The sequence below is a fragment of the Paenibacillus nuruki genome (assembly GCF_001721045.1).
Classification (GTDB): domain Bacteria; phylum Bacillota; class Bacilli; order Paenibacillales; family Paenibacillaceae; genus Saccharibacillus; species Saccharibacillus nuruki.
In genome coordinates this window covers 1-26,091 of sequence record NZ_MDER01000038.1, presented here as the reverse complement: position 1 = coordinate 26,091, position 26,091 = coordinate 1, and the positions used below count along the sequence as shown (strand labels likewise).

General features: G+C 40.0%; 23 protein-coding genes. 15 read left to right on the top strand and 8 right to left on the bottom strand.

Translation table 11 applies throughout. From position 1 onward, the window contains the following. Positions 1–10: 10 nt before the first annotated feature. Together PTI45_RS10740 and PTI45_RS10735 are read right to left on the bottom strand one after the other, a co-directional pair. Complete coding sequence (locus tag PTI45_RS10740) at positions 11–2,797, bottom strand: hypothetical protein (protein ID WP_069327575.1); 2,787 nt, start codon at positions 2,795–2,797, stop codon at positions 11–13. A 131-nt stretch (positions 2,798–2,928) separates the two neighbouring features. Further along, positions 2,929–3,507 (bottom strand): TetR/AcrR family transcriptional regulator, encoded by a 579-nt coding sequence (locus PTI45_RS10735; protein ID WP_069327574.1) that lies wholly within the window; start codon positions 3,505–3,507, stop codon positions 2,929–2,931. Positions 3,508–3,700: 193 nt separating this feature from the next. Here PTI45_RS10735 and PTI45_RS10730 point away from each other — a divergent pair, with 193 nt between their 5' ends. Further along, the gene (locus tag PTI45_RS10730) at positions 3,701–4,390 is read left to right on the top strand and encodes an NAD(P)-dependent oxidoreductase (RefSeq protein ID WP_069327573.1); all 690 of its coding nucleotides are present in this window, start codon (positions 3,701–3,703) and stop codon (positions 4,388–4,390) included. A 1-nt stretch (position 4,391) separates the two neighbouring features. On the opposite strand, the gene PTI45_RS10725 is transcribed toward PTI45_RS10730, so the two are convergent. Then, positions 4,392–5,291 carry a LysR family transcriptional regulator gene (locus PTI45_RS10725; protein WP_069327572.1) on the bottom strand — a complete coding sequence of 300 codons (900 nt, stop codon included), beginning with the start codon at positions 5,289–5,291 and terminating at the stop codon, positions 4,392–4,394. Positions 5,292–5,485: 194 nt separating this feature from the next. Between PTI45_RS10725 and PTI45_RS10720 the strand changes: the two genes are divergently transcribed. Beyond that, positions 5,486–6,325 (top strand): SDR family NAD(P)-dependent oxidoreductase, encoded by an 840-nt coding sequence (locus PTI45_RS10720; RefSeq protein WP_069327571.1) that lies wholly within the window; start codon positions 5,486–5,488, stop codon positions 6,323–6,325. Positions 6,326–6,376: 51 nt separating this feature from the next. After that, positions 6,377–7,588 (top strand): multidrug effflux MFS transporter, encoded by a 1,212-nt coding sequence (locus PTI45_RS10715; protein ID WP_069327570.1) that lies wholly within the window; start codon positions 6,377–6,379, stop codon positions 7,586–7,588. Positions 7,589–7,657: 69 nt separating this feature from the next. Here the strand turns inward: PTI45_RS10715 and PTI45_RS10710 are convergent, their stop codons facing one another. Beyond that, on the bottom strand, positions 7,658–8,122 hold the full coding sequence (locus tag PTI45_RS10710) for a hypothetical protein (protein ID WP_069327569.1): 465 nt from the start codon (positions 8,120–8,122) through the stop codon (positions 7,658–7,660). Between the two features lie 334 nt (positions 8,123–8,456). On the opposite strand from PTI45_RS10710, the gene PTI45_RS10705 reads away from it, so the two are divergent. The 4 genes from PTI45_RS10705 (at position 8,457) to PTI45_RS10690 (ending at position 10,868) form a co-directional block, all read left to right on the top strand. After that, positions 8,457–9,161, top strand: coding sequence for an SDR family NAD(P)-dependent oxidoreductase (locus tag PTI45_RS10705; RefSeq protein WP_069327568.1), 705 nt, complete (start codon positions 8,457–8,459; stop codon positions 9,159–9,161). Between the two features lie 8 nt (positions 9,162–9,169). Beyond that, entirely contained in the window at positions 9,170–9,637 is a 468-nt protein-coding gene (locus tag PTI45_RS10700; protein ID WP_083243465.1) for a MarR family winged helix-turn-helix transcriptional regulator, read from the top strand. 218 nt (positions 9,638–9,855) lie between these two features. Continuing rightward, a complete protein-coding gene (locus PTI45_RS10695) occupies positions 9,856–10,434 on the top strand; it encodes a Crp/Fnr family transcriptional regulator (RefSeq protein ID WP_069327567.1) in 579 nt (192 codons plus the stop codon). Between the two features lie 89 nt (positions 10,435–10,523). Then, positions 10,524–10,868 carry a darcynin family protein gene (locus tag PTI45_RS10690; protein ID WP_069327566.1) on the top strand — a complete coding sequence of 115 codons (345 nt, stop codon included), beginning with the start codon at positions 10,524–10,526 and terminating at the stop codon, positions 10,866–10,868. 119 nt (positions 10,869–10,987) lie between these two features. On the opposite strand, the gene PTI45_RS10685 is transcribed toward PTI45_RS10690, so the two are convergent. The 3 genes from PTI45_RS10685 to PTI45_RS10675 all read right to left on the bottom strand — a co-directional run bounded on the left by PTI45_RS10685 (position 10,988) and on the right by PTI45_RS10675 (position 14,453). Continuing rightward, positions 10,988–13,510, bottom strand: coding sequence for an FAD-dependent oxidoreductase (locus PTI45_RS10685; RefSeq protein WP_069327565.1), 2,523 nt, complete (start codon positions 13,508–13,510; stop codon positions 10,988–10,990). Next, positions 13,507–13,821 carry an ArsR/SmtB family transcription factor gene (locus tag PTI45_RS10680; RefSeq protein WP_069327564.1) on the bottom strand — a complete coding sequence of 105 codons (315 nt, stop codon included), beginning with the start codon at positions 13,819–13,821 and terminating at the stop codon, positions 13,507–13,509. The genes PTI45_RS10685 and PTI45_RS10680 overlap by 4 nt, the downstream gene beginning before the upstream one ends. Before the next feature lie 164 nt (positions 13,822–13,985). Then, complete coding sequence (locus PTI45_RS10675; RefSeq protein ID WP_069327563.1) at positions 13,986–14,453, bottom strand: Lrp/AsnC family transcriptional regulator; 468 nt, start codon at positions 14,451–14,453, stop codon at positions 13,986–13,988. Positions 14,454–14,631: 178 nt separating this feature from the next. Here PTI45_RS10675 and PTI45_RS10670 point away from each other — a divergent pair, with 178 nt between their 5' ends. The 8 genes from PTI45_RS10670 to PTI45_RS10635 all read left to right on the top strand — a co-directional run bounded on the left by PTI45_RS10670 (position 14,632) and on the right by PTI45_RS10635 (position 25,125). Then, a complete protein-coding gene (locus tag PTI45_RS10670; RefSeq protein WP_069327562.1) occupies positions 14,632–15,393 on the top strand; it encodes an MBL fold metallo-hydrolase in 762 nt (253 codons plus the stop codon). 639 nt (positions 15,394–16,032) lie between these two features. Beyond that, a complete protein-coding gene (locus tag PTI45_RS10665; protein WP_069327561.1) occupies positions 16,033–17,223 on the top strand; it encodes a glycine C-acetyltransferase in 1,191 nt (396 codons plus the stop codon). Between the two features lie 37 nt (positions 17,224–17,260). Then, a complete protein-coding gene (locus PTI45_RS10660) occupies positions 17,261–18,220 on the top strand; it encodes an L-threonine 3-dehydrogenase (RefSeq protein WP_069327560.1) in 960 nt (319 codons plus the stop codon). Between the two features lie 358 nt (positions 18,221–18,578). Beyond that, a complete protein-coding gene (locus PTI45_RS10655; RefSeq protein WP_342672118.1) occupies positions 18,579–19,457 on the top strand; it encodes an alpha/beta hydrolase in 879 nt (292 codons plus the stop codon). Positions 19,458–19,527: 70 nt separating this feature from the next. Continuing rightward, positions 19,528–21,036, top strand: coding sequence for a phytoene desaturase family protein (locus PTI45_RS10650; protein ID WP_069327559.1), 1,509 nt, complete (start codon positions 19,528–19,530; stop codon positions 21,034–21,036). Further along, on the top strand, positions 21,023–22,420 hold the full coding sequence (locus PTI45_RS10645) for an aldehyde dehydrogenase family protein (protein WP_069327558.1): 1,398 nt from the start codon (positions 21,023–21,025) through the stop codon (positions 22,418–22,420). Before PTI45_RS10650 ends, PTI45_RS10645 begins: the two co-directional genes overlap by 14 nt. Before the next feature lie 50 nt (positions 22,421–22,470). Next, positions 22,471–24,000, top strand: coding sequence for a phytoene desaturase family protein (locus PTI45_RS10640; protein WP_069327557.1), 1,530 nt, complete (start codon positions 22,471–22,473; stop codon positions 23,998–24,000). A 27-nt stretch (positions 24,001–24,027) separates the two neighbouring features. Continuing rightward, the gene (locus tag PTI45_RS10635) at positions 24,028–25,125 is read left to right on the top strand and encodes a glycosyltransferase (RefSeq protein ID WP_083243464.1); all 1,098 of its coding nucleotides are present in this window, start codon (positions 24,028–24,030) and stop codon (positions 25,123–25,125) included. Between the two features lie 773 nt (positions 25,126–25,898). On the opposite strand, the gene PTI45_RS24135 is transcribed toward PTI45_RS10635, so the two are convergent. Further along, on the bottom strand, positions 25,899–26,091 hold a 193-nt coding region (locus PTI45_RS24135), incomplete at its 5' end, for a hypothetical protein (RefSeq protein WP_175425166.1).

Below are 26,091 nucleotides of genomic sequence, written 5' to 3'. Positions count from 1 at the left end.
GGTTCCTCCGTTATTTAGCAGATGGATCTGTAGAGTGATTTGGTTTGGTGCTAGGACTTGGATCTGATGAATCCGGTGGACTCGTTGTCGGAGGTACACTTGGATTGGTTGTTGGATTATCGACAGGTGATGATGGCTGTGTATTTACGATATTTGCTGTGTAATCGATTCTGTAGCTCTGTGTACCGAGAAGGATGCGCTCTCCTTCAAATTCATCATACACATTGATTAAGAAGCGACCACCTTTCATTGTTTTGTATACATTGCTATTGAGTGTAGTGGAATAAGGGACTGATTTGCCTAGAGTTAAATCGGTTCCGGGTACCATCGTTTTCTCTTGCATTTGACCGGACGGATCAACCCACTGAATAATCAGATTATGCCCGTACGTACCCATATTGTAGGTATTGTCTTTGCTAAAGTTATAGGTCATATTCAAAGCGATACTTTCCTGACCTTCTGCTAATGAACCTGTTGCACCTGTAATCGCAAAGCGGTACGGGAACAACTCCATCTCACTACTTACACTAGCCACAACCGGTGGAGTCTGTTTGTTAAGCCCCAGTTCAACTGCATTGATATATCCTGTCGGTGTTGTCGTTGCAGTAGACAGTTTGCCATCATTAATCGCTTCACCTAGATATAGTGTGAGTCCAGAGGTATTGATTGAAGTCGGTAATTTGCTCCATACAGTAATCAAGTTTTTACCATCCGGTCCGACCGATTTATCGGATTGATTCACTGTTGCTTCATAATATTCATTATTTGGTGTTTTGTAATAAGCAACGAGACGAGCAGGGGTCGAAGTACGCTTTTCTTCACTCTTCATTTCAAGTTCGGTATAAGCGATCTTTTGACTTGTGCCTTCATACATCATCGTACGTCGCTCTTTGATTTCTGCTTTTTTACCTGTAGTCTGGATATGGAAAGAAGCACCGGGAGCTATTTTGGCAATATTAGAATTAATCTGACCGACTTGAAGAGATAAAAATGGATTATCGCTATCCAGTGAATTAGTATTCGGATTCGTTGTATTGGCTGTAGTACTGTTTGTATCATTGTTGGCAGTATCTACCGTAGGATAAAGTTCAATTTTTAGTTGCGATAGATCCAGATCCGCACTGAAATGACTAACCAGATAGTAAACTTTGCTTTGTCCTGCATCTAGTGAGTTATCTGCTTGTTCCGCAATGATCTGCACAGGGCTACTGATTCGATTATTTTGTGCTTTGATCGATCCGCCCAGAGTAGGTAATGTAACCGAAGAAGTACCTGCATTACGTAGACGAATTTTGGCTACTACGATATCTTCAGCTGCCCATGGCATACGTTGGAACGATTCCAGAGTCACACCAAAGCTACCCACATTATTATCAAAAGTATATTCTGTTTGAGCCGATTGATTCTGCTCCTGACTGTAAGGAATCATATAAAAAGCAGTCGGTAAAATAATCGGACTTGATTCTTGGGTACGATCAGATACCTGCGTATTAGTCGTCGTATTGCTCGGAGTGGGGGCTGACGATTCTAACAACTGCAAAAGTAGTTGTTGCTGTTTTAATTGCGCTGGAATTTCAGCAGATAGTTGAATTTGCTTTTCTTGTAACGGTTTGAGTGCTAGATTGGTTAATGCTTTGGTATTAATTGGGAAGGTATATCCTTCAATTGTTTTTATCGATGCTTCATAAGTAGGTAAAAGGACAGCTTGATTGCCTATATTTTTGACTCTAAATTGCATCGTCCATACCGCTTTATCTCCGCTTGTAGAAATTGTCGCTTTTTTCAACTGCGTCTCAATCGTGATGCCATCGACAGTTATTTTTCGAGATGCGGATGCAGGAACAGTTAGACTCGAAGGGCTTACTTTAGGTAGCTTAAACGCTACAATAGGTAGTTCGATATCCGTTGTCGTACTGGTAGTTGAAGTTTCGCTTTTGGTATCCGTTTGAGCCGTATTGCTAGTGATCTGTAGCAACATATTGGTTGTATTCAGATAAGCAGGGATAGCAACGATATAACCGATACTTTTGGTCTCACCCGGTTGAATCGAGATATCCCGGCTAGCATAATCTAATTGCATTTCAAAGTTAGAACGATTAGACGATTGCAGATACGTATGATATGGAGGACGATCTAAACCTTCTGTACTTAGATTGGTTACTTGTAAAGCTAGACGAGCATATAACTTATTATTAAAACGAACGATTTGTAACTGTTGTGGCTTGAGATTAAGTAGTAAATTACCGATCGTTACTTTTTTGCTTTTTCCTTGAGCTATCGCAGGCGAATATGTCGAAGGGATCGTAAATGTACCTAGCTTTTTCTCATAATTGGAACTATTGAAATCCCAACCATACATAATGATCTGACTGCTGGCTAAAGTATTGTCTTTTTTCATATCTACATAGTATGTGATCGCTTGAGTAGACTTTGGTGAAATCGTCACTTGATCTTTCTGATCGGGAATAGGTATTCCTTTGACGGGAGAAGTATGTGTTGTTTTCACTCTAGAAAAGCTATTCATTAATTTGTATGGACTGGATGTTTGGTTAGTATAGCTCAGTGTGTAGGTTAGGATGTTACCTGTATTTTTACTAGCTAATTGGATATCTGTTACTTTCACACTCACTCCAGATTGAAGCGAGATGGAAGAAAGGGCTTTTAACGAAGCGCTCGTAGAAGTGGTGCTCTGAGTAGTTGAAAGGTGCGTGGGAGCTGCAAGTACAGGGTTATTGATCGTCTGGCTTAGTGCAACCATGCCTGCGAGTACTACTAAATATGCAGGGTATTTCTTCATATCTTGTTCCTCCTGATCTTCATCATCCGTATAAAGGTTGAATTATAGATTGATCTTAGAGGAGAAAGTTAAATTACACATAAACAAAAGCAAACTATTTCTGTACAGGAGTTAAATTAAATATAAACTTTTTATAAACTGGGAGATGGATATACATATAATTCAAAATGATGCTCAAGTAATAATCCCAATCGTTCAGCCATAAAAGAGGGAGGATGAGGTTTCTTATTCTTTAGCCACCATTCCACTACACCTAAAATAGCCGCTCCTAAAAACTGAATATCTACATAATCGCCTTCTGTTAATTTTCGACCTCCTTCGTCTATTATGCCTTGTTCTAATTCTTGAAGAAAAAAATCTAAGAATCGAGTACGAAAAAAAGAACTTCCTTTACTAGCTAGCATGGCAGAGAAGAATGAGTACTGACTTTCAAAGTATTCGAACCATAATAATGCTGACTCCATATAAGTAGCATTCATGTCTTCTGTATTGCAAATTTCTTGCATCTCTTCAATATGTTCTTGAATCAGCTTATCTAACAAATCGAATTTGTCGGTATAATGCAAATAAATTGTTCTTCGGCTAACATCTGCTTGATCCGCAATATCTTGTATCGTAATCTGGTCAAACTTTTTGGCAATCATGAGGTCGATAATAGCTGATTTGATGGCTTTTTGCGATTTTCGTACTCTTCGATCGATCTGTATCATATCTGAAGCACCATCTTTCTTTATCTTAATGCACAGTTCTAAAAAGAATGTGAACTAATACACGGAAATTATATTTTTAATCATTGTAAATGCTGTAGTTCTCTTTACTATTATACATAGTTGTTCCTTAATGCACGAGTGTGCATTTTTGAACCGAATGTATTCATGTAATCACCTAAGGAGGAATATAGAAATGAAAGTTACCGTTATTGGAGCGACAGGAGCCACAGGTAAGAAAGTGGTAGAGCGCTTACTTGAATTAGATCATGAAGTTACCGCTGTCGCTCGTCGACCAGAAGTAATTGCACCTACCGAGCAGCTCCATGTTTATCAGGGAGATGTGTACAATACATCTAGTATGATCCAAGCTATGATAGGTGCAGACGTAGTGATCAGTTGCATCGGCCCAACGACCAACTTCTCATCACGTCATCCGCTGTCCAAAGGGTTCTTGAATGTTCTTGCAGCCAATTTTTCACCGGGTACTGTGATGTCAGAAGGGATACCGAATATTTTATCTGCTTGTCAGCAGGCAGGAGTTCAACGTCTAGTGATGCAAAGCGGGATTAATTTGAGTAATGGAAAAGAACTTTCGGCTGTAAATCAGAGTGCAGTACGTACTATGCGATTTATTTTCTCAAAAGCAATCAAAGACAAAACGATCGCTGAGCATGCAGTAATAGAAAGTAAGCTAGATTGGGTAATTGTACGTCCTTCTGTACTGAGTCATACCGCTAACTCTATAACATATACAGCAGGCCCCTTAACACGTATTGCACCACTTCGTCCTTTATCCTTTGTAGACTGCGCAGACTGTCTTGTTCGAGCAGCGACCAGTGAGCCATCATGGATCAAAAAGATCATTAATGTCGGGAAATCATAACCTACGTATTTGTTCCATGGCTAGCCTGAATTTCTTTTAAAAATGTATCTGCCGCTGTTGAAAAGATCTGATCTTTTTTCCAAACCATCACTAAACCCGTTTCCAGTCGGGGTTCAAGTGGTTTGAAGCAAAGTGGGCTCTCGCTAGACGTATTCACAATCTTATCTAACATTAAAGCGTATCCAATGCCTTCTTCTACCATAATGGCGGCATTGTAAGCAAGATTATACGTAGTCACAATATTCAATGTATCAAATAGACCCCCAAACCAATCTACAAATTCATTTTGGGTAAACGATTGCTTGATGACTTGCCTTGAGCAGATCAACGGTAAGTCTATCAGGTCGGTTGGTTGGATCGTTTTTTTCTGAGCAAGTGGACTATCTTTACGCATAACAACGCCCCAGACATCGGTAGCAGGGATATGGATGTAATTATATTTAGATATATTAACCGGTTGAATCAAAATGCCAAAATCAAGTAATCCTTTATCTAATCGTTGGGTTACATCTTCAGCATTTCCACTATAGAGGTGGTACTTGATATCAGGATAGTTCAACTGTAATTGCTTAACTCCTCGTGCAATCTGCTTCATAGCTTCTGTTTCTCCACCACCAATATACACATCACCACGTACTGTTTCTTTCATAGATTGAAATTCAGCTTCTAGTTTATCGACCATTTCTATAATTTCTTCTGCTCTTTTTCGGAGTAATATACCTTCATCTGTCAGAATCACATGATGGCTACTACGCACAAATAGTGCTTTGCCTAATTGCTGTTCCAAATCTTTCAATTGTCTGGATAACGTAGGTTGTGTCATATGTAATGATGCCGCTGCCCCTGTAATACTTCCTTCTCTAGCAATAGCCAAAAAATAACGTAACACTCTGATCTCCATACCTATTCCTCCTAATATTTTTTTGCAGTTAGAAATGCTTAACAAGCATATCTTATTATAAGATATGAGTATTTGCTATATAAAATGCGTTTGCTAAAATAAATAGCAGAGCACGAACACAGGATATTCTTAGTCGGTTAAAACATATTCATATCATTTCAAAAATCAATCTATATATCTCTAGGAGGAACAAAATGAATACATCTAAAGTATGGTTTATCACAGGTGCTGGTCGAGGTATGGGTTTAGATATAACTAAAGCAGCACTCCTTGCAGGTCATCAAGTCGTTGCAACAGGGCGGAATACAGATCATCTTAGAGCGTCTTTGGGCGATCATCCAAATCTATTTATTGCCAAGTTAGATGTTACTAATATAGAAGATACTCAAGTAGCAGTCGAATCGGCAGTGGAGGCTTTTGGTAAAATCGATGTTCTTGTTAACAATGCGGCTAACTTCTATGCTGGCTTTTTCGAAGAATTGTCGATGAATCAAATTCACTCACAATTCAATACGGCTCTTATAGGTCCAATGAATGTTACGCGAGCGGTATTACCTGTGATGCGTAAGCAACGTGCAGGACATATTATGTCTATTTCTTCCGGAGCAGGACTTGCTGGATTCGAGTTCAATACGGCATACGCCGCATCTAAATTTGGTTTAGAAGGATGGATGGAGTCATTACGATTTGAGGTTATACCTTTCGGTATTCATACCACCATTATTAATCCAGGGATGTTCCGTACCGAGTTGTTAACAGAGCAATCTTCAACTTATGCTGATCCTTCGATTGAGGATTACTCGGAACGTAGAGGAATGAATGAACAGTCCTATCAATCTCAAAATGGTCAACAAGCTGGCGATTCAGCTAAATTGGCACAAGCTCTAATAAATATCGCTAATGAGGAACAACCACCGCATCGCTTTATCGCTGGTGCTGATGCTATCGCTATTGCAGAACAAAAGATTGCTGATCTTCAAGCACAGGTTAATGCTTATCGTGATCTATCTATATCTATGTCACATAAAGATTGATTATAGATTGGCTTGATCAGACAGCTTAGTATGTTGAGGTAGGAGAAAAAAATGAAAGTCACTACTAAACAGAATACATTTGGATTTGCATTGTTGTTAGCTTCATTTTCTGCATTGGGGCCATTTACTGTAGATATGTATCTATCGTCTCTACCCGAAATTATGAGTTATTTTCAAACGAATACATCGATGATTCAAACGACATTAACCGCTAGCTTATTAGGTTTGGGGATCGGTCAGTTAGTGATGGGGCCCTTGAGTGATATCTATGGACGACGTTATCCTTTATTAATTTCGATGATTCTCTATTTTATTTCTTCAATCGCTTGTGCTTTTGCGCCTAATATTGAACTGTTTATCGGTATTCGATTTGTTCAAGGGTTTGTAGCTTCGGCAGGGCTTGTTATTTCTCGTGCAATTGTACGGGATCTCTATAATGGATCAGAATTAACTAAATTCATTTCACTGTTAACGATGATTAGCAATGTTGCTCCACTTATATCACCGCTCGCTGGCAGTGGAGTGATCGCATATACTTCATGGAATCATATATTTATCGTTTTGGGGCTGTTGGGTATTGTACTTACGTTGTTAACCCTATGGGGGATAACCGAGACTTTGCCTGCTTCAAAGCGTGTAGCTGGTCATTTTGGACAAGTGATTGGAAATTATAAAGAATTATTTCGTGATCGGTCATTTATGAGTTATGCACTGGGGAATGGGATTTTGTTTGCCGGAGTATTTGCTTATGTATCAGCAACTCCGTTTATTTATCAGAATATTTATGGAGTTTCGCCTATGGTATTTTCGATTCTATTTGCACTAAATGGAGTAGCGATTATGTTAGGATCGCAATTGGTAAAGTATCTGGCAGGGCATATGGCGGAACGGCGCATTTTTGCGATTGGATTGATGTCTGCTTTTGTAGCCAGTGCCGTTATTCTTGTGATGACGTTATCTTACGGATCGTTGATCGGATTAGTCATCGCTCTGTTTTGGTTTGGCTTTTCGATTGGATTGATAGGGCCTGTGTCATTCTCTTTGGCTATGGAATCGCAAGGTCATATCGCTGGAAGTGCTTCAGCTGTACTGGGTGTATTACCTTTTTTATTAGGTTCATTTACTTCTCCACTGGTAGGACTTGCTGGAGAATATTCTGCCCAGCCATTCGGAATCGTTATTTTTATAGTGAGCTTATTATCTCTGATATGCTATAAAGGTTTAAATTCTGTCTCTACAAGCAAAGTCATCAATAACCAGTAAAAAACAGAAAAAAATAAAGCGTGGAAGAGCAGACAATTATCTGCTTCCACGCTTTTGTTATATTACTAATTAAGCCCAGCGATCAAACCAGTAAACATCGGTAATGATATCTTGCTCTAATGGAATACCATACGTTTCGTTGATCCATTTCAAGCTATTCAATTTATTTTTGACTACTTCTGCTTCTTCAGGAGACAACTGCTTATCCATGACTTTGATTACTATAAATTCACTCCAAAAATCATAAAAAATAACAGGTGCTCCGACAGCTTCTTCAACAGCTTGGAAAAAACGTCCACGAGGTTCGCTATTACCTGCCATAATTGTATCCATAAAATCGATAGAGAAACGGATACTATGATAGTTCACTGATGCTTGAGCAGAAGAAGATTGCAACGATTGGGCTTGATCACCTGTTGTTGCTGGACTTGATACCACTTGAGATTGATCAATATCTGCCGCAGATACCGATGTCATCGGGAGAATAGAAGCGAATAACGTAGCAGAGAGCAATAAAGATGATAATTTTTTCATTATAAAACCTCCAGTATAAGTGTAGTTGAATTACGTAAGTCAGATCATAAGGCCATATTCAAAGTAGTTACAACCTTTCAAACGTAAAATAGATTAGTATGTACTCAATTCCCCCTTTATTCGTTAATACATAGATATTGGAATAACAAATAAAGTATATAATAATTTTATATTCATTAATATACCTTAATTGTTAAATTATTCTTTTTTTATATTATAAAATAAAAGAACTTGCTATTTAATAAAACATATTATAGACTGTTGATATATCAATGGTTGATTAATCAACGATATTTATTTTGATACACATGAACTATAAAAAAGGAGAATATACATGACCAGAACAGCATTAGTGACAGGAGCAAATAAAGGTATTGGATTTGAAATTGCCAAACATTTACTACAAGCGGGTTACCATGTTCTGGTTGGAGCACGAGATCAGGAACGTGGAGAAACAGCTGTTCATGCGCTTAAAGCATTTGGTGATGCAGAGTTGTTATTGATCGATGTAGCTGATCTGCAAAGTATTGATCGAGCGGTAGCGACGATTAAGCAGAGCTATCCAGCATTGAGTCTTTTGGTAAATAATGCAGGTATTCCAGGAGATATGCATAAAGTAGGCTGGGAATTTGAAGTGGACGAACTTTTGACTACCCATCAAGTGAATTTTATCGGCCCATTTGCACTTTCCAAAGGATTATTACCTTTGTTGATTGCAAATAAAGGCATCATTCAAAATATCAGTATTCCTATTGAGCCGTTATCATTCTTTAATGCCTTTGCTTATCAGACAGCAAAAGCTCCTTTGAATGTAATGACCAAATCATGGGGAATGAGTTTTGAGAAAGACAATATACCGGTAGAAATTTTCGCTATTATGCCAGGAGCCGTATCTACGGATCTAAATGGCAATATGACCGGAGATTTTGTGAAAACGACTGCTCAAGCTGCTGAGATTATCGTTAATTATGTATTAGATGATGAGAATCATAATGGACAGGTGATCAATTACGATGGGACGTTATCCGTATATTCATAAATATCATAATGAAAGATGGGATGGTTTTGAGGAAAGATTGGTCAGAAGAAAGTGCGTTGTTATACCAAATGTATAGTGTAAACAATGCCATCAATACTACATTCGATGCTTATATTAGTATCAGCCAATCTCGCTTTGAAATACTTGCCTTACTATATCAGGAAACTGAAATTAGCCAAAGTGATCTACAAAAAAAAGTGACGATTGATAAAGCAGCTGTTGCGAGGCATTTGAGACAGCTTGAAGATAACAAGATAGTCTCACGAAGACGCAAAGATGGAGATAATCGTATTATTTTAGTGCAATTAACTGACTATGGTAAAGAAGTTATTGAAACTTCGCAAACAGAGAAAGAGCATTTTGCAAGTGAACTATTAACCAATATTAGTGAGACCGAATTTAATATGCTCAAAAAAGTATTAGACCAGTTAGATAAAAATGTGAAGCACATGAAAGACAATGCACAACAAAAATAGATCTTGATGATGCAACCAGAGAGGGCAGAATATGCGGAAAAAGTAGCGTGTTATTCTGGTCATGTTAATCGGTATCGTAGCTATATGTACGGCTGCATTATGGGCAAATGATCTATACCGTACTTCATTTAGGAGCGCTAATATAGCGCTCTTTTATGTATATGATTACAATAATGCTATATAAGGTATGTCATTTACTGAAGAAAGAGGAAACCACCATGCAACAACATTACTTAACACTACAAGCTATGGCTGATCAAGCTTCAATATCTTCTACAGAATGGGAATGGTTTGTTCATGCTACAAGGGTGAGGTCTATTCCTAGTGGAGTGGCTATTATTCAATCGGATGAACCTGTACAGCATGCTTATTTTTGCACACAAGGATTGTTTCGCTTGTATTACATATTACCAGATGGACGAGAATACAATGTTGCTTTTACGTTAGAAAATGATTTTGCAACCTCTTATGGAGCTATGATCACTGGATCAACTTCGAAATATACGATTCAGGCAATAGAAGATTCTATTGTCATTGAGATTCCATATTCTACTTTACAAAATCTTATGGATCGAAGCCATAATTGGGAACGATTTGTTAGAACAGCTATAGAACGACTTTATATCCGTAAAGAAGAACGTGAACGAGAATTATTATATCTATCAGCGTTAGAACGTTATCACGCTTTTTTAGTAAAATATCCAGGACTTGAGCAAAGGATACCTCAATATCATATCGCTTCTTACTTAGGCATCTCACCTGTGTCACTTAGCCGAATCCTACATGAGAATCATTAACCTATGTTAATGCAGTTTGAAATCTTGCACGTTAGACTGGGGATATAGCAACGATATAGTAAACATTACTTAGATGAGGTGAAAGAAGTATGCGACAAATGATGATTGTTTTACTGGAGTTTTATCCTTCTTGGTTAGCCTTACCACGAGAAGAGCGCCGAGAACATGCAGCAGGGTTGCAAGAAATTATCAATAAGTATCGTTCATCCACAACAGTACGTTTTTTTGATGCGGAAGCTTTACCGGGGAAAGAGTTTACCGATTTTGTCGTCTGTGAGACCGAAGATATCAAACAGTATCATTATATGTGGGAAGAAATTCGAGATTCTGAGACATACACCAAAGGATATATGAAAATAAAAGATGTGATTATGGGCTTGGAAAATGCTTTTCAATCTTATGAGCAAGAAGCATTACACATGCATTCGGAATAACAACATCATTTTGTATGAAATGTGCTTATTTTATGATTGATCTCTATCATAGGATTAAATAAAAAAGGAGTGCTTCTTCATGAGCACTCCTTTTTACGTTTACTTCAAGTCGTTTCCATTTATATAAAAAGATTATGATTCGCTTGCGAAGCTTCTCCCAAATAGTAACCAACGCCAACACTTTTAACATGATCCATTAACTCATCACGGTGAATGCCCATCAGATCCATCGACATCTGGCAAGCGACCATTTCTACCCCTTGATCGACAGCACCCTGTATCAGTTCTTCTAGAGAAGGAACATTATGATGCTTCATTAGACCACGAATCATTTTAGGACCTGCACCCAACATGTTCATTTGAGATAAACGTAGCTTACGACTACTACGAGGAAGCATCATATCGAACATACGACCCATCATTGATTTGGATATCGGTTGTGGCGATTGTTTACGAATAACAGTCAATCCCCAGAACGTGAAGAACATCGTGACTTTACGTCCACTTGCAGCTGCACCATTAGCAATAATCAAAGAAGCAATCGCTTTGTCCAGATCACCACTAAAGACAACCATGGTACTCGCAGGATCGGCTTCTAAAGCATGTGCAGTTACAAGTTCAGGATTAGGTTGTACTATATTTTTACTGACCACAGCTTCAATCACACCACTGTTACCACGCTCTAACTTGAGTAGACTCGAGCGAGACATTGTAGCCCATGCTTGGATATCTTCGTAAAATCCGGGATCAGAAGCTTGTATACGCAACGTCTGTCCATCGGGCAATTGATCCATCGATTTTTTCACTTGCATTAAAGGTCCCGGACAACTCAGACCACGTACATCGAGTTCAGCATCTATATGCATAGGTTGGATAGACTTCTGTTCATTGTTAGACGATGTATTTGTGTCTACAGTCCATGTTTGTACATTGTCTTCTTTCTTGTGACTATTATTGTTGTCTGATCCTTGGGATGAAAAAGGAGTTGGCTGGAATTGAGCCATACGGTATGTTTTATAACCACCACTCAAGTTCTTCACATTGAACCCATATTGTCGCAAAATCTGTGAAGCTGTATAACCACGTAGTCCAACCTGACAGTACACCCAGATTTCTTTAGACATATCCAGTTCGCTAAGTCGTTGACGAAGTTCATCGACCGGAATAGACAATGAGCCGGGAATATGTCCATTATTATGTTCTAGTTCACTACGTACATCGAGCAGAATCGTCTGATCAGGGCGACGTTCTGGTAATTGATCATAGGTAAAGACCTGTACACGTCCAGAAACTATATTTTCAGCTGCATAACCAACCATATTAACCGGATCTTTAGCCGAAGAATAGGGCGGAGCATAACTTAATTCAAGTTCTGCCAGATCATGAATAGACCCTCTGAAATGAATAGCTGTAGCGATATCGTCGATGCGTTTGTCTACCCCTTCATAACCGATCGCTTGAGCGCCCAAAATGGTACCTTCCGGCGTAAATAGCAACTTGAGTGTAATAGCACTAGCACCGGGATAGTAAGAAGCATGGGAAGAAGGATGAACGATAACGCTCTGATAGTTTATCCCAAGACGTTTTAACGTTTTCTCGTTACTCCCCGTAGAAGCAGCAGTCAATTCAAATATTTTAATAACCGAGGTGCCCATGGTTCCTTTATACGTAGAATTCAATCCAGCGATCCGATCAGCAACAATACGACCTTGTTTATTGGCAGGGCCTGCGAGCGGAATGGTTGTCTGGTTTCCGTGAATATAGTCTTTAACCTCAATAGCATCTCCAACAGCATAGATATCCGGCAAGCTACTTTCAAGCGCTTCATTTACAAGGATATGTCCACGTGCTCCAAGAGCAATACCACTGCTTTGTAAAAAGGTAGTATCTGGTGTAACTCCGATAGCAAGAATCACGAGATCAGCATGTTGATTTTGTCCACTTTCAAGTTCAACCCCGATACCTGACTGATGGGAATGAAAGCCTATAACCCGTTGCTTGAACATTAGCTTCACACCGTGTTGCTCCATTTCCTGTGCCAGTAACACTGCCAATTCAGGATCGTATGGAGCTAGTAGCTGTGCATTACTTTCAATCATGGTTACATCTAGACCTGCTTCGCGCAAGTTCTCTGCCATTTCTACACCGATAAATCCTCCACCGACGACGATAGCAGATTGTGTATCTTCAGCAGTAACTTTTTCTTTGATACGCTCAATATCCGTTACATTGCGCACCGTATAAAGGAGTGGATGATCATTGCCCGGTAGATTTGGAATGAAAGGACGAGCACCCGGAGAGAGAATTAACTTATCATAACTTTCCTCATATAATCCTTTTTCAAGACTTTGGATCTGGATCGTACGTGTATGTGGATGAATAGCAACCACTTCGCTTTGTGTCCGCACATCAATTTGAAAGCGATCTGCCATTCCTTTTGGCGTTTGTACAAGCAAACGTTCACGATCAGTAATAGAACCCCCAATATAGTAAGGTAATCCACAGTTAGCAAAAGAAATATGAGGCCCTTTTTCAAACATAATAATCTCGGCGTGCTCGTCAAGTCGGCGTAAACGTGCAGCCGCCGATGCTCCTCCAGCGACACCGCCAACAATCAATACTTTTTGACTTTTTGGATTCATGATTCGCAATCTTCCTCTCCAAATAAAATATGGATGATCTGTTCAATTCGTGGATCTGCAAGCAGATAGTTCACTTCTAGTCCGCTCCGCTCTGTGGTGACAATCCCTGTACTGCGAAGCTTCTGTAAATGTTGCGAAATCGTCGATTGTGGAATATCCAGACATTCTTGCATATATGAAACGTTACATTTACGTTTGCGTATCAGTCCACGCACGATACATAAGCGAATAGGGTGGGATAAAGCTTTTAATAGATTGGCAGGTTCATCAAATTGTTTTAGATCTTTTACATCAAAAGCAGTAGTGTCCATATGAATTCTCCTTATATCGTTATATTAGAATAATACGATATAAGGAATGAGTAGTCAAATGTAGTTTGAAAAAAGAGATTAGGATGATAGAGAGAGGTTGTCATTGGATATGAGGTAATCAATAAAAAGGAACCCATTGTTGCAGGCTCCTTTTTGTATAAAGATTATGAATAAGAGTTACTTTTATTTTTTAATATGGCTGTTAATACATCGCTTTGTTTAACTTTTTGGATCGATAAATTCAAACTGTAATTGCCATGGACAAGTAACGCATCCAGAAAATCATTTAACTGGTCTTGCGAACTGACTTTCAATGTTAAATGATAACAACCTTCTCCAGAAATACGATGTGCTTCGATAACTTCATCCCGTTCATCAATAAAATGTATAAAAGATTTGTGATTGGCACTATTCATCGTAATAATAACAAACGCTGTATAAGCAAGACCCAGCTTGAGTTCATCCACAATCAAAGAGTAGGAGTGGATCACGCCGTTATCTTCAAGCTTTTTGATCCTATTGCCAACCGCTTGTCCGGTCATATGAATCTGTTCTCCAAGATCTTTCCAAGGAATACGTGAGTTTTCTGCTAATATTCGAAGGATCTGATAATCCGTGTGATCAAGTTGCATATAGAAATCCTTTCATCTTGAAATGATTTATTACGAAATGGTTTCGTCAGGTTGTTTTCCGAAATCCAAATAACCTTTATCATTTGATTATACGCTAAAAGTTGTACAGAAATGAAATACCTATTTCTACAAATCTTAATATGTACTTATCGTATCTAAATAAAAGGAGTTTTATAAAATGAATATTCAATTAATCCGTAATGCTACTCTTATCGTTCAATATGCAGGCAAGAAATTTCTGGTCGATCCATTTTTATCTGAAAAGGGCACACTTCCTGCTTTTCCTAATGCCGCTAGAGAAGATCAAAAAAATCCTCTAGTCGCTTTACCTCTTTCAATCGAGGAAATAATTAGCGAGGTAGACGCAGTAATTGTTACTCACTTGCATATCGATCACTGGGATGATGCAGCTAAAGAAGCTCTACCGAAAGCAATAAAGCTTTTTACACAAAATGAAGAAGATGCTCAAGAAATCCAAAACGCTGGTTTTACAAATGTTGAAGTGCTACAAACAGATACCGTATACGAAGGTATTCAATTAATCAAAACAAAAGGCGAGCACGGACGTGGAGAAATTTTGAATATGGCAGGCAAAGTATGCGGTGTAGTATTCAAGCATCCCACTGAAAAAACGTTATATGTCGCTGGAGATACGGTCTGGTATGAAGAAGTTCAACAGACTATTCAGACGCATCAACCCGAAATCATTGTAGTAAACGGTGGAGACAACCAGTTTATGCAAGGCGGTTCACTGGTTATGAACGAGGAAGACATTTACAATGTATATCAAGCTACTCCAAAATCTCAAATTATCTCTGTTCATATGGAAGCCGTGAATCACTGGAATCTCTCAAGAGAAGATCTAAGAAACTTTGCTATTAAAAAAGGAATGTCTGCTAACGTTCATGTACCTAATGACGGGGAATCGTATACGTTCTGAGGCAATTCTGAGAGTGTATCGTCTAACTAATAATCAATCTAAAAATAAGAGTATCCCTTTGCGGATTGCTCTTATTTTTGTTTATTAAGCTAAATATACAGTTCACAGTCGCTATTAGATCATTTCTTCGATTGACCCCGTTTATCGAGATTATAGATACGATGGTAATATGAGTAGAAACGTAGTTAGTGAATGCAAACAAGGTAGGTTGATCGTATAAGTGCCACCAATCATACCAATCTATTCATGGACGGTAAATCCGAGGAATGAATCGAGTCTTATCGCTGTATGAATGCATTTGGTCGTTTGGGTGAACGCCAATGTAGTCGAGTTACTGATGAGTGATAAAGCACGTTGGATCACTAGATAGACGATTCATGTGAATGATGTGTTTAACTGAGGATTTAGGGTTTTAAAGTTAGAGATTAGATGATCATTCTTATACTGGAGTTACAAGATTATTTAAAAAAAGTGCTTCTTTCTGATAAGAGGGGTGTGTATACGATATGTCCTTCATGTGTGTACAAAAAACAAAAAAGATGATACATTGAAATCAGCATAATATCTACATTGTAAGCGTTTACTAAGTAAAATATTGTCTCTTGGAAAAGGACATTTGTATGTTAGGGAGGGAATGCAATGTCGAGTCAAGCATTAGAACAATTTTTGACTGTGAATATCGAGGATCTAAAGACGAAAGGTCTGTATAACGTCATTGACACGCTACAGGGTGCGAATGGGCCTGTTATTCAGATTGATGGAAAGTCTCTGATCAATTTGTCTTCCAATAACTATTTGGGACTCGCAACCGATCAGCGCCTGATTGATGCTTCAGTGAAGGCGGCGCAGACATACGGTGCTGGCGCAGGAGCTGTGCGAACCATCAATGGTACGATGGATCTGCATATTGAGCTTGAAGATAAGCTTGCGCATTTCAAAAAGACAGAAGCTGTTATCGTGTATCAATCGGGATTTAACTGCAATATGGCTGCTATATCTGCGGTAATGGATCAGCATGATGCGATTTTATCAGACGAACTGAATCATGCTTCAATTATTGATGGCTGTCGCTTATCGAGAGCCAAGGTGATTCGATATAAGCATTCAGATATGGATGATCTAAGGCAAAAGGCGAAAGAAGCTACAGAATCAGGACAATATCATAAAATTATGATCATCACCGATGGCGTGTTCTCTATGGATGGCGATATAGCTAAGCTACCCGAAATCGCAAAAATAGCCGAAGAATTCGATCTGATTACGTATGTGGATGATGCCCATGGCTCGGGGGTTCTAGGAGCAGGTGCAGGAACCGTCAAGTATTTCGGGTTATCCGACCGCATTGATTTTCAAATCGGTACGTTATCCAAAGCGATCGGCGTTGTTGGCGGTTATGTCGCTGGTAAGAAACAACTGATCGAATGGTTGAAGCTGAGAAGCCGTCCATTCTTATTCTCGACCTCACTACCACCGGCTGCAATCGCTGCTTGTAGCACATCAGTCGATATTTTAATAAGTGATACAGAACTGATTGAGAAGCTATGGGCGAACAGCAAGGAGTTAAAGCATGGCTTGAGTCAGCTTGGATATGATGTAGGTCAAAGCGAAACGCCGATCACTCCGTGTATCATCGGCGATGAAGTGACTACCCAGCAGTTCAGCAGGCGGCTTTATGAAGAAGGTATCTATGCCAAGGCCATCGTATTCCCAACTGTTCCAAAAGGAACTGGCAGAATACGTAATATGCCAACGGCTGTCCATACGAAGGAAATGCTAGATCAGGTGATCTCTGTTTATGAGAAAGTCGGTAAGGAAATGAAACTGATCTAGATGCATACGTGGGAGTCTACTTCGGGAGGAATGTCTGATGAAAAAGATATTGGTAACGGGAGCACTCGGTCAGATCGGTTCAGAGTTAGTGATGAAGCTACGTGAGCTATATGGCACGGATCACGTTGTTGCTACAGATCTCAAGTCATCTACCCATGAAATCACTCGCTCTGGACCATTCGAGTTGCTGGATGTGACGAATGATAAGGCAATGTTCGAAATCGCCAAGCGATATGAAGTCGATACTGTCATTCATTTGGCTGCATTGCTGTCAGCAACGGCAGAGGAGAAGCCTTTGCTTGCCTGGAATCTGAATATGGGCGGATTGATGAATGCACTTGAGGTATCTAGAGAGCTCGGTTGCCAATTCTTCACACCTAGCTCGATCGGAGCTTTTGGTCCTTCGACTCCAAGACATAATACCCCACAGGATACCATCCAGAGACCAAATACGATGTACGGTGTGAATAAGGTATCAGGTGAACTGCTGTGTGATTATTATTTTCATAAATATGACCTGGATACAAGAGGATTACGCTTCCCTGGCTTAATTTCTTATATGACACCTCCCGGTGGAGGAACAACCGATTATGCAGTAGAAATATATTACGCAGCCGTGACGGCTGGAAGGTATACATCATATATTGCGAAGGATTCGAATATGGACATGATGTATATGCCAGATGCGCTAGACGCTATCATTGATTTAATGGAAGCGGATTCATGTCGGTTAGTACATCGGAACTCATTTAATGTCACTGCAATGAGTGTTGACCCAGAGGCAATCGCTGAGGCGATTCGAGAGGAGATTCCTGGCTTCGTCCTTGATTATAATGTGGATCCCAAGAGACAAGCGATCGCAGATAGTTGGCCGCATTCTATTGATGCAACGGCCGCTACAAGAGAATGGGGATTTCATGCCCGCTATGACTTGAAGGCGATGACGAAAGATATGCTATCCAAGCTGAGTGAGAGATATATGCTTCGTAAGGCTTAGAGCTTTGTGAAGCATATGTTCTAATCTAATGTGTTGAGAAAATGTTCGCTTTCTTCGAAAACAATCTGTTATTTGGGCTTAATGTCAGAATATAAGCAGAGTTGGGATAGACAATGTATGTTTTGTTAGGGTTGGAAATTTTCTAGTAAATCATAGTGACGCTTTCTACGTATAAAGTATTCTTCACAAAAATGTCACGTCAAACGCTGATTAATCAGTATTTGACGTGACATTTTTTAAAATTAGTACATTTAAAGGAAAAAAGGGTAATAGCATTAGAGAACTAAAGTTAGAAACGATTCATTTCTAGTTTAAATGGCAAAAAAGCGAGGTTATCCTTATGTTCACGTTCACCCGTATGGCTGCAAGGTTACTTCGTCTTCTCCCCAATCAGGCGAAAAAGATGCCCATGCTTCCCTTCGAGCCAGTGAAGGAAAAAAAAGAGATGAAAGTAGAGACATCTGTAAAACTCACGGATATTTCCTTCTACTATCCCTCGGAATCCAAACTGAAAAAACTCCCGTTGTATATTAATTTTCACGGGGGAGCGTTCATCATGCACGAAAAGGAGATGGACGATCCGTACTGTCGTTATCTGGCCAACCGGACAGCATGCATCATTGCGAATGTGGAGTACGCAAAAGCGCCGGAGTACCCTTTTCCCAACGCACTCGAACAAGTCTATGAAGTATTTCGGTGGATCCAGAGCAGAGCCGACGATTTGAACATTGACACGGAAAAAATGATGGTCGGCGGACAAAGTTCAGGAGCCAATCTGGCCGCTGCGCTCTGTCTCTATTTGGAGGAAAAAAAGGAAAAGCAACCGTTGCTTCAAGTGTTGTCATGCCCGATGCTGGATTTTGCGACTCCGCATGCCAACAAGCCGGAAACGGACAAATGGCGGGCACGATATCCCCAGGCCGCTCACTTTTTGAACATGTGCTATGTCCCGGAAAAAGGTCAAGCAGAACATCCTCTCGCTTCTCCGGTTCGCGCTGTCGTAAGCGACCATTTGGCACCTGCCCTTATTCTCATCGCAGAATATGATGCTTTCAGGCCGGAAGCGGAATGTTATGCAGAGAAATTAAAGGAAGCTGGGGTACATATTGAGGAAAAAGTATTCAAAGACTGCAAGCACGCTTTTACCCAACTGGGTCCAAAAGAAAAAGCGGAGGAAGCCTGGGAAATGATTGCACGTAAAATCAGAGAAACGGCGAATGAGCGGTATGCAGAATAAAGTAAGACATGTGCCGGCTTGGCGCAACAATGAACACCATTCTTGATTGATGGAAGGAGAAACAAGACAAGTGAAAACGACAAACAAAAACGTAGTGGTTATCGGAGGCGGACTTGGAGGACTGTCAGCTGCAATTTCGCTGGCACAGGCAGGATATGAGGTATCTTTATATGAAAAAAACAATCACATCGGAGGGAAGTTGAACCGACTGGACCAGGACGGTTTCGGTTTTGATTTGGGCCCGTCTATTCTGACAATGCCTCAAGTGTTTGAGAATTTGTTTGCTGCGAGTGGCAAATCAATGAAGGACTATGTGCAGATCGAAAAGCTGAATCATCAATGGCGTTCCTTTTTTCCTGATGGAAACATCATCGACTTATATGAAAATCTACAGGACATGAAGGAGAAGAACGACTCTCTGAGTGAAAAAGATATACGCGAGTATCAGGATCTGCTTGAATATTCCAAAAGGATCTACAATATGACGGACAAAACCTATTTTAAGCATGGTGTAGATAACATAAGAGAAATTATGAAGCATACGAGTCTGTTTGGTGCGTTAAAAAATTTCGATTTGTTTTCTACTGTTCATGGAGCAATCGACAAGCGGATCAGCAATAAACAATTGCGCGATATGCTGTCCTACTTCATCAAATATGTAGGTTCTTCGCCTTACGACGCACCGGCCGTTTTGAATATGATGATTTACATGCAACATGATCAGGGATTATGGTATGTACCCGGTGGATTGAATAAACTGGGAAACGGTTTGGTGAAGCTGGCTGAAGAAGTGGGAGTTCATTTCCATCTCGGGACACCCATCGTCAAACTCGAAAAAAATAATAACGAAATCACGGGAGCTTTTTTGGAAGACGGAACAAAGTTGACTGCGGATTATTACGTTTCCAATATGGAGGTCATCCCGGTTTACGAACGGTTACTGGACGAAGACAGCCGCTTTGTAGACAAATTAAAGAAAAAATTCGAACCGGCCAGTTCTGGTCTTGTTTTGCATTTAGGCGTGAAAAAAAGCTACCCTCAGCTTCACCATCATAATTTCTTTTTTGCGGAAAATATGAAGCAGCAAATGCAATCCATTTTCCATGAACATACCCTGCCCGAGGACCCGGTTATTTACTTGGTTAATGTTAATAAAACCGATCCGTCGCAGGCTCCTGAAGGACACGAAAATATCAAAGTATTGCCCCATATTCCTTACATACGGGATCAGAAACCATTCACTCAGCAGGACTATGAGCAATTTGCCGAGCGAGTTCTGATCAAATTGGAAAAAATGGGCTTACACGATCTGCGAGCCAATATCGTGACCAGAGATATGTGGACACCAGAAGATATCAGAAAGATGTATGGCTCTGACCGCGGTGCTATTTACGGAACGGTATCAAATCGTAAAAAAAATAAAGGATTCAAGCATGCCAAACAAAGCGAACGCTATACCAATCTATATTTTGTAGGCGGAACGGTAAACCCGGGCGGCGGAATGCCGATGGTTACGTTAAGCGGCCAGCTGGTCAGCAAAAAAATTGTGCAGAGGGATGTTTCACATGCCGGACAATGAAAATCATTTTCTGAAGACCTTGCCTGAAAAGCAGCGTGAAGAATTACTGCGCCAAGGCAGCCCTTCAAACGAGATGCGTAAAAAACAGCTTTTAAAGCTGAAAAATATTCTTGTGGAACGCGAAAAAGAATTAACGGATGCGCTTTATTCCGATTTGGGTAAACCGGCATTTGAATCTTTTTCATCGGAGATTGCCGTTCTGTTGAACGAAATCGATTACGTCTGCAAGCATATCAATAAATGGAATCGTACCCGAGGTTCCCGGTACTTGAAATTAGGCTATATCGAATCACTCCGAAAAAAGAGACATCCGTACGGAAGCGTACTGGTTATCGGTTCATGGAATTATCCGGTCCAGCTTACCCTAATGCCTGTGATCGGAGCTATCGCGGGAGGGAACTCTTGTATTATCAAGCCGTCCGAATATGCGCCGGCAGTAGCCGAGCTGCTAAAAGAAATCATCAATCAGGTATTTCCGCTTGAACAACTGCACGTGGTAACAGGAGATGCGCAAACCGCCAGCCTGCTGACTACAGCACCGTTTGATCTAATTTTTTTCACAGGCAGCGGGCAAACTGGTAAGCGGGTGGCGGATCAGGCAGCCAAGCAGCTCACGCCAGTAATTCTGGAACTCGGCGGGAAAAACCCGTGTATTCTTGATGAAACGGGTTTTTCGGCAGCCGCTGTTAAGGACATTGTATGGGGAAAATTCATCAATGCCGGCCAAACTTGTATTGCGCCGGATACCCTTTTTGTTCAGCGCTCCGTTTACGAAAAAACGCTGGCTGAAATTTATACGGTGCTTTCTGATTTCTATGGAGAGCAGCCTCAGACAAGCAAAGATTATGGGCGAATCTGTACCGAAGCCCATTTTCAAAAAGTGATAAATTTTATCGAACAGGGCACCGTTCAGTATGGCGGTGCGTATGATCAAGCCGACCGGTTTATCGCTCCAACCGTGTTGACGGATATTCAGCCGGGAAGTTCCGTTCTGGAAGAAGAAATTTTCGGTCCGGTTCTTCCGGTTATTCCCTATACCGATTTGAATTCGTTATTATCCGGTGGCAGTCTTCAGCGCGATGCTCTTACTGGATACATATTCAGCACTGACAAACATCAGATTGGGCGATTTAACGAATATATGCGTTCCTCGACGATCAGCGTTAATCAAGTCATTCATCATGCGGCGAGTCCCCATATTGCGTTTGGCGGAGTTGGCCAAAGCGGATACGGCGCTTACCATGGCAAAGCTGGGTTTCTGGCTTTTAGCTATGAAAAAACGAGCGTTCGAACGTACCATTATCTACGCTTTCCAGGCAAATTCCCGCCTTATTCGGAACGAAACATGAAAGCTTTGAAGAAGTTGAGAAAGAGGATTCTGTAAACAATCGATATCGGAACAAAGAAAATAGGATGTGGAAATGAGGATTTTGTATGAGTAAAAAGGTAATTGTCATCGGAAGCGGGGTGGCGGGTCTTGCCTCTGCCATCAGGCTTCAGGCTGCTGGCTACCAAGTAGAAATTTACGAAAAAGGTTTAACACCCGGTGGTAAAATGAACCGGATCGAACTGGACGGAGGATACAAATTCGATTTGGGACCTAGCATCGTGATGATGCCAGAAATCTATCGGGAACTATTCGAAGTGTGCGGCCGCGACCCGGACGATTATATTCCTATGGAAAAACTAGATCCGATTTATCGGGCTTATTTTAGTGATATTCCTGATGAGCCTTTTGACATTTCCTCCGATATGACCAAGCTGACCAAAACGATCGAAGCGATCAGTGAAGAAGATACAGCAGGCTTTTTTCGGTATCTGCATGAGATTTATCAAAAATTCATCATTGCTAAAAATTATATTCTTCCCAGACCTTTCCGTAAAAGGAGTGACTTTTATAACCTCCCAATGCTGAAAAAGGCAATAAAATTAAAACCTTACGATACCGCGGATAAATTTGTCGGTCGGTATATCAAGAACAAAAGGCTGAGACAGATGATCAGCTTTCAAACGTTATATATCGGCATTTCACCTCTGACTAGCCCTTCTTTTTATACAATGATTCCGATGCTTCAATTTTTATATGGAGTATGGTTTATTAAGGGCGGGATGTATACGATGGCTTTGTCGATGGAAAGACTCTTCAAAGAGCTTGGAGGAATCATTCATTACGGTCAAGATGTACAGCAGATATCTATTCAAAATCAAAAAGCGGAAGGGATTGTCGTGGACCGACAAAACATTTCTTCGGACTATGTTGTTTGCAACGCAGACTTTCCTTATGCAATCAAACATCTGGTACAAGACAAGTCTGCCAAAGGACAGTATACCGACGAGAAAGTTGACAGCATGAAATATTCTTGCTCCTGTTTTTTGCTGTACCTCGGTATGAACCGCAAGTATGAAGAAACTGACCATGTGCATAATTTTATTTTCAATGAGGATATGGACCAGAATCTCAATGATATCTTTGATGGAAAAAAACTGACGAATGCTTCTTTTTACGTGTATATTGCGTCAAAAGCAGATCCTTCCATGGCTCCTGAAGGAACAGATGGATTGTATATTCTGATGCCTGTATCAAATGCAACCGAATCCAATTATGAGTGGGACGAGGAGACGGTTACTTATTATCGCAGTTACATCCTAAATGAATTGAAAAAGATTCGTGGTTTTGAAAATGTGGATAATGAGATTGTGACCGAAACGCATATCACACCGCTGGATTTTAGTTCCAAGTTCAATGCGTATAATGGTGCTTCGTTTGGTTTGCAGCCTATTTTAAAACAAAGCAACCACTACCGTCCGCAAAGCAAAGCGAGCGATTGCGAAAATTTGTACTTTACTGGAAGCAGTACACATCCCGGCGCTGGCGTTCCAATCGTACTTCTGTCTGCCAAAATTGCCGCCCAAGAATTGATCCAAGATGATACAGGCAAGCTGTTTGATTATTCGGTGAAATAAAGAAAGGGGGCGAATGTTATAACGACTTTGGACATTATCAAACTAGCGATTGGATTCGGAACAGTGATAGTCGGCTTCCTCGTGTTCTGGTCGCTACCTGTACCTCTTGCCTCCTCTAGGGGTGCAACCAATCTACCATTTCTATCTATTATTATTCCTGCTAGAAATGAAGAAAGCAGGATCGTGCCTTTACTGCGGTCCCTACAGGAGCAGCGGTTTACCTCATTCGAAATTCTGGTTGTGGATGACGATTCATCGGACAAGACCGCTGCTGTAGCGGAAAGCTTCGGTGCAAAGGTGTTGCAGAACGAAGGAGCGGGGAAATCCTCAGCCTGCTGGTACGGCACCGAACAAGCTAAAGGAAGCTGGTTATTATTTTTGGACGCGGATACCAAATTCGAAAGCCCAGAGGGGCTTAACAAACTGCTTCAGTTTTATCAGGAAAAGGGAGCCAGAGGTATTACAGCGCTACAACCTTTTCATACGGTAGAGCGCTTGTATGAACATCTTTCTGTTATTTTTAACATTATCGTTGTAACCGGAATGAATCTGTTTACCATTTGGGGTTCGCGTTTTAAAACGGCTGGTTCGTTCGGTCCGTGTATTTTATGCAATCGCGATGATTATTTTTTGTCTGGAGGGCATAAGAAAATCGAAGGAGCCATCATGGATGATCTGGCACTAGGAGAGGCGTTTCTTGAACAAAATCTTCCTGTACGCTGCCTGGGGGGGAAAGGTATTATATCTCTGCGCATGTATCCCGAAGGCATTGGCAGTCTGATCGAGGGCTGGTGTAAAAGTTTTGCCGTCGGTTCCAAATCGACGCATCCGGTTGTCATGTTCATGGTCATCTTATGGATATCTGGCAGTTTCATTGCTGCATCCGCTCTAGTTTCTTCCCTAATAGGATGGAATCCTGCTGCGATCCTGTTGAGCGGGATATTATATGTCCTGTATGCCATTCAGACAGGATGGTTTGCCGGCAGAGTCGGGGACTTCAAAAAAGCGATTTTTATTGTTTACCCGATATGGTTTGCGTTTTTTATAGGCATCTATTTATATTCCTTTATCAGGGTGAATGTTTTCCGTTCCGTGAGTTGGAAAGGTCGCAAAATCAAAGTCTGAAGACTGCGTGATGTAAGCTAATTATTAAATCAATTTTTTGGGAGACCTCTTGTGCATTTTTTGAACTTACAAGAGGTCTTTTTATATAATGAACATAATCATTGAATATCAAGCTTCATCAAAGTCTAACAAGCATTACCCAAATCATACAAATTTTGATTATTACAGATTAACCTCAAAAGATGGCGTCTTTGTAGCTGTGAAGTTCAATTCATCGGGTGATAACTAGGTTGGATTGGATGTGGAGCAGGATGGAATAATGATAATGTCCATTGAAAGGTACAAAATTGAGCGTGGAGAGCGTAATATCTTTTTAGATAACTTACAAAAATTTCTAGTAGCTTTACATAGAAAAAATGATCAGTAATTTGCTAGAATCAATAGATGAATTAAATTAAAGAATAAATATGTATTTAAATACAATAACTTTAGTAACCAATGTAATTAAATATTGAAAGTATCAAATAGCGGCAATAAGAAAATTAAGATTAGCAATTATTAAATAATAAAAAGCTAGCAGGATATACAATATATGAGTAATAACTATAGATATAAAATAGTACAAAACATAAGTATTCTCAAATCATATATACATAATCACAAAACTCGTATTTTGTACATATGTACATATAGAGCGACTTAGTCTCTTTCTGTATCTAAAAAAACGCTATTAGCTCTTCGGAATAAAAAGTTGAGTTTTATCATTTTCATATGGATTCTCAGCCATTTCTAAGTATTCTAAATCTGTTGCCATTTTGTTTCCTCCTCATAATTTAATTATTATCTATTTTAATGTTATATTTTTTAAGCAATGTTTTTTCCTTATGCATAGAAAATAATGTTGGATTTTTAATTTTTTTTAATTGTTTCTCAAAATCATCTTTGTTTTCATATTTAGATAAATCATAGAACTCAACTGTTAATAATAAACTTTTGATGTTTCTTTTTTTAATATCACTTACTAAG